The sequence below is a fragment of the Nonomuraea sp. NPDC026600 genome, assembly GCF_040638335.1.
Lineage (GTDB): Bacteria > Actinomycetota > Actinomycetes > Streptosporangiales > Streptosporangiaceae > Nonomuraea.
The window spans coordinates 101,772-115,409 of record NZ_JBEZYD010000029.1 but is presented as its reverse complement, the minus strand read 5'-3'; the positions used below and the strand labels follow the sequence as shown (position 1 = coordinate 115,409).

10 protein-coding genes are annotated in these 13,638 nt (G+C 70.3%); 2 read left to right on the top strand and 8 right to left on the bottom strand.

Annotation, left to right across the window (positions count from 1 at the left end; genetic code table 11):
- Window positions 1–85 precede the first annotated feature (85 nt).
- The 3 genes from AB0F17_RS45760 to AB0F17_RS45750 form a co-directional block, all read right to left on the bottom strand.
- Complete coding sequence (locus tag AB0F17_RS45760) at window positions 86–1,798, bottom strand: ABC transporter ATP-binding protein (protein WP_358036646.1); 1,713 nt, start codon at window positions 1,796–1,798, stop codon at window positions 86–88.
- Window positions 1,795–3,633 carry an ABC transporter ATP-binding protein gene (locus AB0F17_RS45755; protein WP_358036644.1) on the bottom strand — a complete coding sequence of 613 codons (1,839 nt, stop codon included), beginning with the start codon at window positions 3,631–3,633 and terminating at the stop codon, window positions 1,795–1,797. The genes AB0F17_RS45760 and AB0F17_RS45755 overlap by 4 nt, the downstream gene beginning before the upstream one ends.
- Before the next feature lie 61 nt (window positions 3,634–3,694).
- Complete coding sequence (locus AB0F17_RS45750; RefSeq protein WP_358036724.1) at window positions 3,695–4,606, bottom strand: alpha/beta hydrolase; 912 nt, start codon at window positions 4,604–4,606, stop codon at window positions 3,695–3,697.
- An 82-nt stretch (window positions 4,607–4,688) separates the two neighbouring features.
- On the opposite strand from AB0F17_RS45750, the gene AB0F17_RS45745 reads away from it, so the two are divergent.
- Both AB0F17_RS45745 and AB0F17_RS45740 read left to right on the top strand, forming a co-directional pair.
- Window positions 4,689–5,726 (top strand): helix-turn-helix domain-containing protein, encoded by a 1,038-nt coding sequence (locus AB0F17_RS45745; RefSeq protein ID WP_358036642.1) that lies wholly within the window; start codon window positions 4,689–4,691, stop codon window positions 5,724–5,726.
- A 156-nt stretch (window positions 5,727–5,882) separates the two neighbouring features.
- Complete coding sequence (locus tag AB0F17_RS45740) at window positions 5,883–6,302, top strand: hypothetical protein (protein WP_358036640.1); 420 nt, start codon at window positions 5,883–5,885, stop codon at window positions 6,300–6,302.
- Between the two features lie 13 nt (window positions 6,303–6,315).
- On the opposite strand, the gene AB0F17_RS45735 is transcribed toward AB0F17_RS45740, so the two are convergent.
- The 5 genes from AB0F17_RS45735 to AB0F17_RS45715 form a co-directional block, all read right to left on the bottom strand.
- Window positions 6,316–9,444 carry a LuxR C-terminal-related transcriptional regulator gene (locus AB0F17_RS45735; RefSeq protein ID WP_358036638.1) on the bottom strand — a complete coding sequence of 1,043 codons (3,129 nt, stop codon included), beginning with the start codon at window positions 9,442–9,444 and terminating at the stop codon, window positions 6,316–6,318.
- A 252-nt stretch (window positions 9,445–9,696) separates the two neighbouring features.
- Entirely contained in the window at window positions 9,697–10,563 is an 867-nt protein-coding gene (locus tag AB0F17_RS45730; RefSeq protein ID WP_358036636.1) for a sugar phosphate isomerase/epimerase family protein, read from the bottom strand.
- Window position 10,564: 1 nt separating this feature from the next.
- On the bottom strand, window positions 10,565–11,374 hold the full coding sequence (locus AB0F17_RS45725; RefSeq protein ID WP_358036634.1) for an ATP-binding cassette domain-containing protein: 810 nt from the start codon (window positions 11,372–11,374) through the stop codon (window positions 10,565–10,567).
- Window positions 11,375–11,376: 2 nt separating this feature from the next.
- Window positions 11,377–12,429, bottom strand: coding sequence for an ABC transporter permease (locus AB0F17_RS45720; RefSeq protein ID WP_358036632.1), 1,053 nt, complete (start codon window positions 12,427–12,429; stop codon window positions 11,377–11,379).
- Between the two features lie 42 nt (window positions 12,430–12,471).
- Window positions 12,472–13,557, bottom strand: coding sequence for a sugar ABC transporter substrate-binding protein (locus AB0F17_RS45715; protein WP_358036630.1), 1,086 nt, complete (start codon window positions 13,555–13,557; stop codon window positions 12,472–12,474).
- Window positions 13,558–13,638 lie beyond the last annotated feature (81 nt).

Here is a 13,638-nt window from a genome sequence, read left to right as displayed (position 1 = left end):
CCATACGTCGCACCACCTGCGAGCCGTCAGTGACGACGAGCGGTGGTGCGACGATGCCCCCGCAGGTGGCAACTCACCGGCTCATTCACGTCGCCACCGGTGTCATGGCGATCTCCCAGAAATCGGCGTAGCGGCCGCCGCGGCGCAGCAGCTCGTCGTGGCCGCCTTCCTCGACGATCCGGCCCCCGTCCAGAAAGACGACACGATCGGCGCGTTGGACGGTCCGCATCCGGTGCGCCACCATCACCACCGTCCGGCCCGCCATCAGGCGTTCGATTCCTTCGTGGACCGCCGCCTCGTTCACCGGGTCCAGCGCGGAGGTCACCTCGTCCAGCAGGACGACGGGCGCGTCCTTCAGCAGCGCTCGCGCGATCGAGACACGCTGGCGCTCACCACCCGACAGCAGCGCGCCGCCCTCGCCGACATGCGCCGCCCATCCGCCGGGCAGCCGCTCGATCACCTCGTCCAACCGCGCCGCGGTCGCCGCCGCCCGCACCTCGGCTTCGTCGGCGTCGGGGCGGCCGAGCCGCACGTTCTCCTCGATCGTGCCGTCGAAGAGATAGACGTCCTGGAAAACGATGGCGAACCGCGCCATCAACACCTCGGTGCTGATCGCGCGCACGTCCACACCCCCCAGACGCACCACGCCCGCGTCCACGTCGTAGAACCGCGCGAGCAACTGCAGCAATGTGCTCTTACCGGCACCCGACGGGCCGACCACGGCCAGCCGCTGTCCCGCCGGCACGGACAACGACACGTCGTCCATCACCGTGCGGTCGCCGTGCCGGAAGGCGACGGACTCGAACTCCAGGTCATGGCGTACCGGCTGGATCGGTTCGCGAGGTTCCGGCAGCGGCTCGGTCCGCAACACCGTGTCGAGTCTGGCCAGCTCGGCACGTGCGCCGCGCAGTTTGCCACCGATCTCGGCCAGCGACAGCAGCGGATCGGCGCAGCGGGCGCCGAGCACCAGGATCGACAGAACCTCCGCCGCGCCGATACTCCCGCCGAGCGCGAGGTAGGCGCCCAGGACCAGCAGCACGGTGAACATCGCCTGCACCGTGAGCGTCAAGCCCACGACGCCGGGCAGCGCCGACAGCGTGGAACGGCGGGACGCGCGCTGAACCTCACGCAGCGAGTCGTCGAGCAACCGGAAGCGTTCAACGGTCCGGCCGCCGGCCCGCAGCACCGGCTGGGCCTGGAGATATTCGATGACTCGCCCGGTGGCCTCACGGCCGCGTTCGGCGCTCTCCGCGTCGCCGGCGGCCGTCGAGCGCCCCGTCCAGATCTGGATCGCCGCCACGATCGGAGCGGCGGCCAACGCGGCCAGCCCCAGTTGCCAGTTGAAGGCAAGCAGCACGACCACGATCGTCAGGGGAGTCACACAAGCGGAGATGAACGGTGCCAGCAGGTGCGCGATCACGCTCATCGCTTGCAGGAGGCCACGGCTGGCCATGACGGACACCTCTCCGACACGACCGGCGCTGTACCAGCCGATCGGCAATCGGGCCAGATGGTCGCCGAGCCGGTGATACATACCGCGCAACAGCGTGGTCCCGACGCGGAAACCGGACAGATCGCTGACATAACGCAGCACCGCGTAGACCGCGACCGCGGCCCCGAACGCGATCAACCAGGGCCGCGCATCTCCGGGGCTGCTACCGAACAGTGCCCGCAGTACGGGAACCAGCAGCGCGTAGGACAGACCCTCGACCACCGCGGTGGCCGTCATCAGGGCCACGGTGCGCCGTACCGGCTGGGCGTACTGGTGTCCCAGCACACGCAGCAGCATTCCAATCATCGGGGCTCGTCTCCTTGCGGTACGCCACCAGGGGTTTCGATCTCGCCGGCGATCGCCGATCGGTGGGATCGCCAGAACGCGGCGAACCTCCCGTCCCGTGCCAGCAGTTCGGCGGGCTTGCCACGCTCGACAATCGACCCGTTCTCCAGCACCACGACGGTGTCGGCGTCGGCGACCGTCTCCAGGCGATGGGCGATGACCAGAATCGTCTGATCGCTCCCCAGCGTCGCCAGGGCCCGGCGCACCGCCTGTTCGGTCTGCGGGTCGGCGAAGGAGGTCGCCTCGTCGAGCACCAGGACGGGCGTGGCGGCGAGCAGTGCGCGGGCCAGCGAGATCCGCTGCGCCTCGCCACCCGACAGTCCGGCGTCCTCACCGATGACCGACTCGTATCCGCGTGGCAGCTCGAGAATTCGCTCATGAATATTCGCCAGCCGGGCGGCGCGGACCACGTCATCGAAGTCGGCATGCGGTACCGCCAGCGCGATGTTGTCCGCCACCGACGCGCGCAGCAGGCGAACGTCCTGGAACATGAAGGAGACCATCCGGTAGAGCTCCCGGCTGCCGATCTGGCGCAGATCGGCACCGCCCAGGACGACCGAACCGTGGGTCGGGTCGAAGAAGCGCGGCAACAGCTGAACCAGCGTGGACTTCCCGCTTCCCGACGGCCCGACGATCGCGGTGACCGTCCCCGGTTCGAGCACCAGGTCGATCCCGCGCAGCACCTCGTGATCGGGTTCGTAACCGAATCGAACATCACGCAGTTCCACCCGGTGTCCGTGGGGTGCGACCGGGTGGGCAGGCTCCGGCAGCGACGGTACGTCGAGCACGTCCCGGATCCGTCCGACCGCGCGCCGGGCGGCCTGCATGTCGTCGAAGCCGTGGCCGAGTGCCGCCACCGGAGCGGTCAGGCCCAGTCCCAGCAGCAGGAAGGGCAGCAGGCCGGCCGGGGCCATGGCGCCGGCCGTGATCAGTGCCGCACCGCCGATCAGCACGACCAGCAGCACGAAGGGCGGCGACAGCACCAGCTGCATCCCCGCGGCGATCCCGGAGATGCCGCGCACCCACCGGTAGAAGATGCCGACGAAATCGTCCGCAGCCGTGCGGAACTTACGATGGGCGCGCCCGGATCCGCCGTACGCCTTGACCACCGAGATGCCCTGCACGAACTCGACGACGGAACTCGAGATCCGTCCCATGGCCGCGTCGAACTCCTCCTGCTCACGCAGCCGGGTCGGGAACATCATCAGGGGGACCAGCGCCACCGCCAGCACCACCGGTATCAGTGTGATCAGCGTGAGCCGCCAGTCGATGGTGAACAAGTAGATCAGCGACACCAGCGGCACCACGAACGCGGAGGCGAGCTCGCCGGGGGTGTGGGCGATGAACGGATGTACGGCACTCACGTCCTCCCCCACCACCTTCGCCAGCTCGCCGGTCCGGCGCCGGGAGAACCAGCCGATCGGTACGCGCCCCAGCCGCGCGGCCAGCTGCCGGCGAAACGACAGCTGCACCTGCCCGTCGAGAAGGTGCCCGATCCCGGACGACGCGGCTGTGAACAGCAGCCGGACGAACAACCCGGCCGCCCCCGCGATCACGACGAACCAGACATGGCCGTGATCGATCGGGCCGGGCGACAACAGAGCTCGACCCAGTTCGACGACTGCCAGCAGCGGTGCCAGACCCGCGACAGCGCCGATGACCTGGAGGATCATGACGGCGGTGAAACTCCCGAGATGCGGGCGCAGCAGCCCTGCCATGCTCTGTCCCGCCGTGGAATCGGCATCCGATGACGGCGTGGACTGTCCCGTCGCCTCGGCAAGGTCAGTGGTTGTCATCTCTTTCCCGTCGCCATCAATCTCATCTCGGCCAACCTCGTCTCGGCCAACCTCGATCGCCTCACTCGGCCAGGGCACGGCGCAGGGCTCCGGTGAGTTCGGCGAGCTGCCGCTGGGACACCTCGGCGGACAGGATCGCCTGCGACCCGTGGAAGGTGCCGGACCATTGGTGCAGCTCGACCGACACGCCCGCCTCCAGCAGGCGCATCGCGTAGCCCATGCCTTCGTCGCGGAGCGGGTCGAACTCCGCCGTGGCGATGTAGGCGGGCGGCAGGCCGGACAGGTCGGTGGCCCGCGCCGGGGCGGCGTACTGCGTGGCCGGCGCGGTGCCCAGATAGTGCCGCCACGTCGCGGCGAGCTTGTCGCGGGTCATCCAGGGCGTATCGGTGAAGTTCCGTGCCGACCAGGTCACCTGGCGGTCGTCGAGCTCGGGCTGGTTGAGCAGTTGGAAGCGGATCGGCGGCCCCTGCTCGTCGCGCGCCCGCAGCGCCACCGCGGCCGCGATCCCCGCGCCCGCGCTGTGACCGCCGACCGCGATGCGGGCCGGGTCGATGCCGAGCTCGGCCGCGTGCTCGGCCGCCCAGGTCAGTACGGCGTAGGCGTCGTCCAGCGCGGCCGGGAACCGCTGCTCGGGAGCCCGGCGGTAGCCCACCGAGATCACCACCGCGCCGGAGCCGGCCGCGGCCCGGGACGCCCACGGGTGCTCGGTGTCCAGGTCGCCCATGACGAACCCACCGCCACGCAGCCAGACGATGGCGCCCAGTGCCTGGCGCGGGCGATAGATCCGCACCGCCACGTCCGGATCGGCGGGCACCATCCGGTCCTCGATCTCCATTCCCGCCGTGTCCGGCACCGGTGCCGCACCGGCCAGTTCGGCGAGGTTCTTGCGCGCGGTGACCGGGTCGGTCAGGTCGGCCGAGGGGAACAAGGGGATGAAGGCTTCCAGTTCGGGGTCCATGGCGCCCATCCTCATGGTCGTCACCCGTCGCGATCATCCGCCATCCGTCGTGTGTTCTGTCGAAATAGTGCGCCGATCGGCGCATAGTCTCTTTTTCATGGAGGCACTGGCCTTACGGCTGTCGCATCTGGACGCGGAGGCCGAAGGCGCGATTCGCGTCGTCATGTTCTACGACACGCTGATGCGCCGGCGGGTGGATCTCCCCGCGCTCGCCCGCGCCTCGGCGGTCCTCGCCGAATGCGTGGCCGGAATCCGGCTCCACGGCACGGGGCGCGTGATCCGTGTCTCGTGCGACGGCATGCAGGCATCCACCCCGCCGGCACCCGCGTCCACCACGATGCCGATCACCCTCGACGAGGAGGAGATCGGCACGGTGTGGCTGGAACGCCCAGGTGCGCCCGTCCCCCTCGACGACATGCTCCTGGACCGGCTCGCGATCGCCGCCGCGGCCGTCGTCGAGAGATACGGCCCGGCCCGCACCACCATGGCCGACCCCGCGCTCGTCGAACTCGCCATCAGCACCAACAGCGACGACCCCGCCACCGCCCGGGCACTACGCCTGCTGGGCTTCGCCGCCGACCTGCCCATTCACGTCCTCGCCGTACGCTCACACCTCCCCCTCGACCGGATCGCCGGCCTCATCTGCCCGGCCCGCCCAGTGAAAGCCGCACCACTCGCCGACGCGGGCGCCATCCTGGCCACCACCGTTGACCCGGCCCGACTCCCGGCGGGTGTACGCGCGGGCATCGGCGCCGCGGAAAGCCCCAGCCGATCCTGGCAGCAAGCCCGCACCGCCCTGCGCTTCACCACCCCACGCGAACCGGTCATCCACTACGACGACCTGGGCGCGCTGACCCTCCTGGCCGAAATACCCCCCGACACCGCCCGCGACAACACCGACATAGCCGCCATCATCCGCATGGCCGACAACCCAGAAGATCTGGAAACACTCGACGCCTACTGCACCACCGGCTCCCTACGCCAAGCCGCCGACCTCCTCCACCTGCACCACAGCAGCGTCGCCCGCCGCATCGAACAACTCACCAAAACCCTGAACATCGACCTCACCCACCCCACCGGACTGACACGCGCCAGACTCGCCCTCACCACATGGCGGCTCCTCAACGACAGCTAGCGGAGAGATCTGCCGTTTGTCCCTAATGCCTGGACCGATAACCAATTTTCGGGCATGCTTGTCGAGATCTTTGGTCAAGAACTACGAAGGGACGATCAGGTGCGAATGCCGGCAAAGGCAGTCCTCCTCACAGCGGCACTCTGTCTCAGCGGTGTCGTGGCGAGCCCCGCGAACGCCGCCGCGGCGGCGAGCCCGGAGAGCATCTGCGGCTCCGGTTTCGCGCGCATCACCGGCGGCTCACAGCCGGTCAAGACCTCGAGCGGCCGCCAGTACGGCACGGTCTACCTGCTCTACAACCGCGGCAACGGGTACAACTGCGTGGTCACGATCAAGTCGAGCTTCGTCGGCACGAAGACACCGGTCAGCGCCCAGCTCACGGTCATGCCCAAGCCGATCAAGGACACGAAGCAGGACCCGACCGTGCGCACGGACAAGGGCGACTTCAAGTCCTACGCGGGTCCGGTGAAGTACTGGGCCCAGGGCAGGTGCGTGAAGTTCTGGGGCACGATCAAGCCGCTCGGTCACGACCCGGCCGTCGCCAGCGGTGGCCGTCAGAAGTGGGGCAACTGCGGGTAGCACCCCGCGGGAGTCAGTCTCTGACCAGCCGAGGGCCGGCCAGCGTGGCCAGCTCCGTCCGGTTGCCGACCCCGAGCTTGGCGTACACGTGTGACAGGTGGATCTTCACCGTGCCACGGCTCATGAACAGCCGGGCGCCGATCTCGGGGTTGTTCAGGCCCTCCACCACGAGCCGGACCACGTTCAGCTCGGTGGGCGTGAGGCTGGCCCAGCCGGTCGACGGTCGTGCGCGGGTGCCCCGGGCGCGGCGGACGTAGGCGACCGCCTCGTCCAGGGGCAGGCCGGTGCCCGCGGCCCACGCCTCGGTGAAGGCGTCGTCTCCCAGCGCTTCGCGCAAGCCCGCCACCGCCGCGTCGTGCGCGGGCTGGTCCACGGGGTGGCGCGGACAGCCCATGGTCTCCCGGGCGGCCGCGCCGGCGGCGAGCACGCGCACCGCCTCGACCAACCGCCGGGTCCGGGCCATGAGCGCGCCCAGCGCGTCCAGGCTGTCGGGCCACTGGGTGCGCAGCCCATGCTCAACCCGCGCGGCCAGGGCCTGGTGGTGCAGGTCGGCCGCCCGGGCCGGATCGTCGGCCTCGGCCAGGTGCGCCTGCTGCTCGCAGGCGTCGGCCAGCGCGCGGGGCATGCCCAGCCGGCGGGCGACGGTGACGGCCCGCTCCAGCACACCGCCGGCCTCCTCGAACCTGCCGGAGTGCCGCAGCGCCCCGCCGAGTAGCGGCAGCGCCTGCGCCGCGAGATACGTCTCCACCCCGCTGTCGGTGGACCCGGCCGCGCGCTCCAGCCATCGCACGGCCTCGTCGAGATCGCCGCGCCACAGCCGCAGCGTGCCGAGCACCCCCGCCATGCCGGGCACGAACACCTCGTTCTCGGCACCCTCCACCAACCGCAGCACCGGCTCCATCAGCCGCAGTCCCGCGTCGATCTCGCCCTCGACGCCGTGGACCAGCGCGAGCACGCAGCGGGTCGCGCCGACCCGGTGGACGTCGCCGAGCGGTTCGGCCAACCGCACCGCCCGTTCGGCGAGCCGGTGGGCCTCGGACACCTGACCGGTGCACAGCGCGCTCGAAGCCTGGAAGGCGGCTGCCGTGGCGGCCACGCCCCGGTGCCGCCGCACCAGCCCCTCGACGGCCTCGTGCAGCAGTGGCGTCGCCTCCTTGTGCTGGTCGCGCAGGTGCAGGATGATCCCGCGCAGCGCGCTCCCCGCGTGGCGGACGAAGCCGTCGCCGATGATCTCGGCGGAGTCGGCCGATTCGAGCGCGAGCTCCCAGGCCGCGTCGAAGTCCGTGTAGAACTGCCCGACCGCGGCCAGCACCAGGCACAGGCAGCGGAGCCGTTCGTCGCCCCGCTCGGTGGCGATCTCCAACGCCCGCCGCGACGCCTGGAGTTCGAGGTCGAGCGGGCTCGCGGTGTCGGCGACCAGCGCGATGCCGGTGAGCAGCCGGGCCTGCAGGACCGACCGGTCGTCCGGCGCACGCCCGATCGCGCGCCGCAGGAACTCGATGCCCTCGTGTCCGTGCCCGTTCAGGTGCCACAGCCACGGCAGCGCGGCGGCGAGCCGGCGGCCGCGCTCGGGGTCCGCCGCCGACAGCCCCCAGTCGATGGCCGCGCACAGATTGTCGTGCTCGGCCTGCGACCGCACCCGCCACGCGTCGGCGTCGCGCTCCAGCTCGGGCTCGGCCGCCTCGGCGACGGCGAGGTAGTGGTCCAGATGACGATCACGGGTGGCCGTGACCTCACCGGCCTCGCGCAGGCGTTCGGCGGCGTACTGGCGGATCGTCTCCAGCATCCGGTAGCGGGCGCCGCCGTCCCGCTCCTCGGCGACGACCAGCGACTTGTCCACCAGCCGGGCCAGCGCGTCCAGCCGGCCCGCGCTCACCGCGCGGGCCGCGTCGTGGGTGAACCCGCCCGGGAACACCGCGAGCTGGCGGAACGCCACCCGGTCCGGCTCGTCCAGCAGGTCGTGGCTCCACGCGATCGACGCGGCGAGGGTCTGCTGACGGGCGACGGCACCGCGCGGCCCGCGCACCAGCAGCGCGAACCGGTCATCAAGCTCCCCCTCGATCTGTTGCGGGGTCAAGGTCCGCAACCACGCCGCGGCGAGTTCGAGCGCGAGCGGAATGCCGTCCAGGCGCGCGCACATGGCGCATACCGCGGACTCGCTCGACGCGTCGAGCGTGAACCACGGCCGGACCAGGCTGGCGCGCTCCACGAACAGGGTCAACGCCTCGTCCTGAGCCAGCGGCGGCAGCCGCCACACCGCTTCCGCCGGTACGCCGAGCGGTTCGCGGCTGGTCGTCAGCACCACCGCCTCAGGGCAGGAGCGCAGCAGCGCGTCGGCCACCTCGGCCGCGCCGTCCAGCACCTGCTCACAGTTGTCCAGGCACACCAGCGTGGTCCGGTCTCGCAACCGCAGCGTCAGCGACCGCAGCGCGCCCAGACCCGGCTCGACGAACACTCCGGTCGCCTGGGCGGTCACCTCGGCGACCAGCCCCGGATCGGTGACTCCGGCCAGATCGACCCACCACACGCCGCCCGGCCAGTGCTCGGCCGTGTGCGCGGCGACCTGCGCGGCCAGCCGGGTCTTGCCGCAGCCGCCGGTGCCGGTGATCGTCACCAGCCGCTGCCCGGCCAGCAGCGTGCGCACCGCGTCGATCTCGGCCTCCCGGCCCACGAAGCTGGTGAGCTGGACCTGCAGGTTGTTGGCGACAGCGTCCAGCGAGCGCACCGGCGGGCTCTCAGCGCGATCGCCGTGGCACAGCTCGAAGACCCGGGTCGGCGACGACAGGTCCCGAAGCCGGTGCACGCCAAGGTCACGCAGGGACACCCCGGCCGGAAGGGACTCGGCGACAGCGGACGCGGCCGCCGCCGACAGCAGCGTCCGGCCTTCGTGCGCCAGCTCCGCCAGGTGTTCGCACCGGCGCACCGCCGGGCCGGTGTACCGGCCGCCGTCCCTGACATGGCCTTCGCCGGTGTGCAGCGCGACGCGCCGGTCACCGTGCCGAGGGTCCATGGCGGCGGCCACCGCCTCGGCCGCCGACTCGAACACGGCGACCTCTCCGTCGGTCGCGAGGAACGTCACCGTGCCGGTCGGCAGGATCGATGCTCGACCGTCCGGGCGCTGACGCGTCGTGTCGCTGGTCATGGCCGGACAATTCTGCCACCTGACGAAGCCTCGGCCAGTTGGCCGATGTCCGCGAACACCGTGCGTGGCAACCGGCAGATGGCCGTCGGCTGCGGGATCCAGTCGCAGCGCGCCCGGTACCGGGGCGCGGACTGGAGCGGGGACTTCGTCTGCACGGTCGTCGCCGTCCGCGGGCACGGCCGCTGGAGGATCGTGAACCTGCAACTCACCCGGGCCGAGGCCACCCGCCGGAACCCGCTCGTACTGAGCGGGTCACCAGTTCGCTGTGCGCTTGGCGATCTCCTCGCGCATGAAGACGCTCGACGCGCGGGCGCGTTCCTCCCAGGCGAAGACGCAGACGGTCATGATCGCGTCAGGGGTGCGGGCGAAGTCCATGGCACCGAGGGTGTCGAAGAACTCGTCCCAGTCGACCTCGCCCTGGCCGATGTCGAGGTGCTGGTGGACCCGGACGGGGTTGCCGGGCGGGTTGGTGATGTAGCGCAGGCCGCTGGAGCCGGTGTGGTCGTAGGAGTCGGCGACGTGCAGGTGGGTGAGCTTGTCACCGGCGTACCGCATGATCCCGGCGATGTCGCCGCCCATGTGGAAGGTGTGCGGGGCGCAGTACAGGTACGACACGAGCGAGGAGTTGATGCCGCGGACCATGTCGGCGGCGACCTTGCCGTCCTCGACGAAGTCGTCCGGGTGCGGTTCGAGGCGGAGCCGCACCCCCTCACGCTCGAAGATCGGCAGCAGTTCGTCCATCGACCTCCAGAACTTCGCCTCCGACAGGCTCGCCTGCTCGGGGCGGCCGTTGAACTCGCTGTTCATGACGGTGCAGCCCAGGTCGACGGTGATCTGGATGGCGCGTTTCCAGTAGCGGACGGCGGCCTCGCGCTCGTCCTCGTCGGGGCCGGACCACCGGTAGAGCGGCAGCATCGAGGCGACCTGCACGCCGGCGCCGTCGAGGGCCCGCTTGAAGGCCCTGACTCCCGCGTCGTCCACCCGGGGATGCAGGAAGAACGGCATGAAGTCTTCCCGCGGCGACAACTCGATGTACTCGTAGCCGAGATCGGCCACGACGCCGGGGAGCTCCAGCAGCGGGACGGACCGCAGCATGTACGGGTCGAGGGCGAGTTTCATCTCAGCTCCTTCCGGTCGATCCCGCCGACGCTTCCAGCGCGGCGAGTTCCGCTTCCAGGTCCGCCATGGCCTCGCCGCCCGCCATCAGATCCGTGATCTGTTCGCGGGTCCGTTCGCCCTTGTGGAAGTCGTCCGCTTTCCGGCCGTGGATCAGGACCGCGAAGTGGTCGCCGACCATCATGGCGTGCAGGACGTTGTGGGTGACGAAGATGACCGCGACGCCCTTCGCGCGGGCCTGCATGATGATCCTCAGGACGTGCGTGGCCTCCTTGACGCCGAGCGCGGCGGTCGGCTCGTCGAGGATGAGGATGTTGGCTCCGAAGTAGACGGCCCGGGCGATGGCCAGGGCCTGGCGCTCGCCGCCGGACAGGCTTCCGACGAGCCGTTTGCCGTCGGTCACCCGGGTGATGCCGAGGGACTGCATCTCCCGGACGGCGATCTCCCCGGCCAGGCCCTTGTCGAAGCGTTTGAAGGGTCCCCAGCCCTTGGTGGGCTCGACGCCCACGAAGAACGACCGGCCGACGCTCATGAGCTGGAAGGTGCCGCCGAACTGGTGGACCGTGGCGATCCCGTACGCGCTCACGTCGCGCGGGCTCTTGAAGACGACAGGCTGCCCGTCCACCTCGATGGTGCCGCTCGTGGGGGCGTGGAAGCCGGACAGGATCTTGATCAGGGTGGACTTGCCGGCCCCGTTGTCGCCGAGCAGGCACAGCACCTGTCCCGCGTGCACCTCCAGGGAGATGTCCGCCAACGCGTTCGTGCCGACGAACGACTTGCCCACGTCTGTGAGGCGAAGGAGTGGCTGGGTCATGATCAGGCCTTCTTTCCGGAACGCGGCGCGTGCGACAGCGCCAACCGGCGGAACGTGTTGTTCATGAGGACGGCGGCGAGGATGAGCACGCCGAGGATGAAGCTCGCCCAGTCAGAGTTCCATCCCGTGTAGTAGATGCCCTGGTTGACGATCGCGAAGGTGAGGGTGCCGAAGACGATTCCGACGACGGATCCGTAGCCGCCGGTCAGCAGGACGCCCCCGACGACGACCGCGATGATGGAGTTGAAGACGAACGACTGCCCGTTGGCGACCTGGGCGCCGTTGTAGAGGATGGTCTGGATCACGCCGACCAGGGCGGCGCCGAACCCGCTCCCGATGTACAGCGCGATCTTGAGCCCGTTGGTCGGGATCCCGGCCGCGCGGGCGCTCTCCTTGTCGCCGCCCACGGCGAGGATCCAGTTGCCGTACTTGGTCATCTGGAGCATCCACCCGACGCCGAGCGCGACCACGATCCACCAGAGGATCGCCACCTCGAACTGGCCCGCGATGAGGGTGCCGAAGACCGCCTTCGACCCCGGGTCCGGGTTGAGGGCGACGCTGGTCGTACCGGTGATCACGCGGGACAGCCCGAGGGTCAGCCCGGCCATCCCGAACAGGGTCGCCAGGGTGACGACGAACGACGGCACGTTGGTCCGCGTCACGATGAGCCCGTTGAGCGCTCCTGCCGTCACGCCGACGCCGAGGGCGAGCACGATGCCGAGGATCATCGGGGCGCCCCAGTAGCCCGAGACGATGGCCATGGTCATCGAGCTCGCCGCGAGCACCGAGCCGACCGACAGGTCGAGCTCGCCGGCGATCATGAGCAGGCCGACCGGGAGGGCGATGATGCCGAGTTCGGCGGCGACGTTCAGCCAGGCCGCAGTGCCGGCGGCGGCGAGGAAGTGGGTGCCGCCGAAGATGGCGAAGAAGACGAAGACGCCCAAGGTTCCGATGAGGGCACCGGCCTCCGGACGGTACGTCAGATTGCGCAGGGAACGTCCCGACGACGTCCCGGCCGCTGCCGGTCGGGCCGTGTCGGAGATCTGGACGGTCATTGCTCTACCACCTCATAGGAGTGACGGGCGGTGCCAGGCGGGTCAGCGGACGCCGGCCTGGACACCGGCGATCGCGGCGCTGACGTTGTCGGCGTTGATGATGGCGGGCCCGGTCATCAACGTGTTCTGCGCGAGGAGAAGCCCGTAGGCGTTGTAGGCGTAGGCCTGTGACACGGCGAGGTAGCCCTGCAGGTAGGGCTGCTGGTCGATGCAGAAGAGCTGCTTGCCGGCCTTGATGCGGTTGAGCTGGGCCTCGTTCATGTCGAACGTGCCGAGCTTGATCTTGGCTCCGGCGCCCGCCTGGTCGATGGCGGCGGCCGAGCTGTCGGCGTCTCCGGTGCTGATGGTGACCACGCCGTCGATGGAGTCGTCCTTGAGCAGGGCCGACTTGATCGCCTGAGTCACGGCCGTCGGGTTGCCGAAGTTGGACGAGGGCAGCGGTAGCTGGGTGGACTTGCCGCCGCCGCTGCTCATGCCCTCGGCGACGCCCTTGCACCGGGCCTCGGTGTTCACGGCGCCGGGAAGGGTGTTGACGCACAGGACGTTCTTGGCGCCGTTCTTGGCGAAGTACTCGCCGCCGGCCTTGCCGGCCGACTGCTCGTCGGAGCCGGTGTAGGTCAGCGCGCCGACGTTCTTCGCCTGCTCGGCACCGCCGGCGTTGAACAGGAAGACCGGGACGCCGCCGCTGGAGGCGGTCTTGAAGGCGTCGTTCTGCGCCTCGGGGACCCAGTCGGCGCCGATGATGGCGGTGGCGCCCTGGCTCTTCGCGCTGAGGATGAGCTTGGCGGCGTCCGGGCCGAGGTTGTCATAGTTCTGCGGGCCGAGCCAGGTCACCTTGCCGCCGTTGGCCTGGACGACCTTGGCGGCGTCGTCCACGCCCCGCTTGACCGCGGACCAGAACGGGTCGTCGGACTTGCCGCCGATGACGAAGAGGGACACCTTCCCGCCACCGGATCCGGCGGGGGCCGCGGCGGCGCTGGACGCGCCGGCGGCGGGCTGGCTCTCGGCGCCGGTGGTGGCCTTGCCGCTGGCACAGGCGGTCAGGGCCAGGGCGGCGAACAGGCCGATCGCCGTCAGCGGGAGACGGTTGGGGCGGCCGGACGGACGCCGGGTTCGTGTGCCTTCCATTTTGCGGTACTCCTTCGTGTGATGCGCCGGCGTGACCGATGTCTCGGTCGGAGCGCGCGGTATATCGGGGGGTATGTCGGA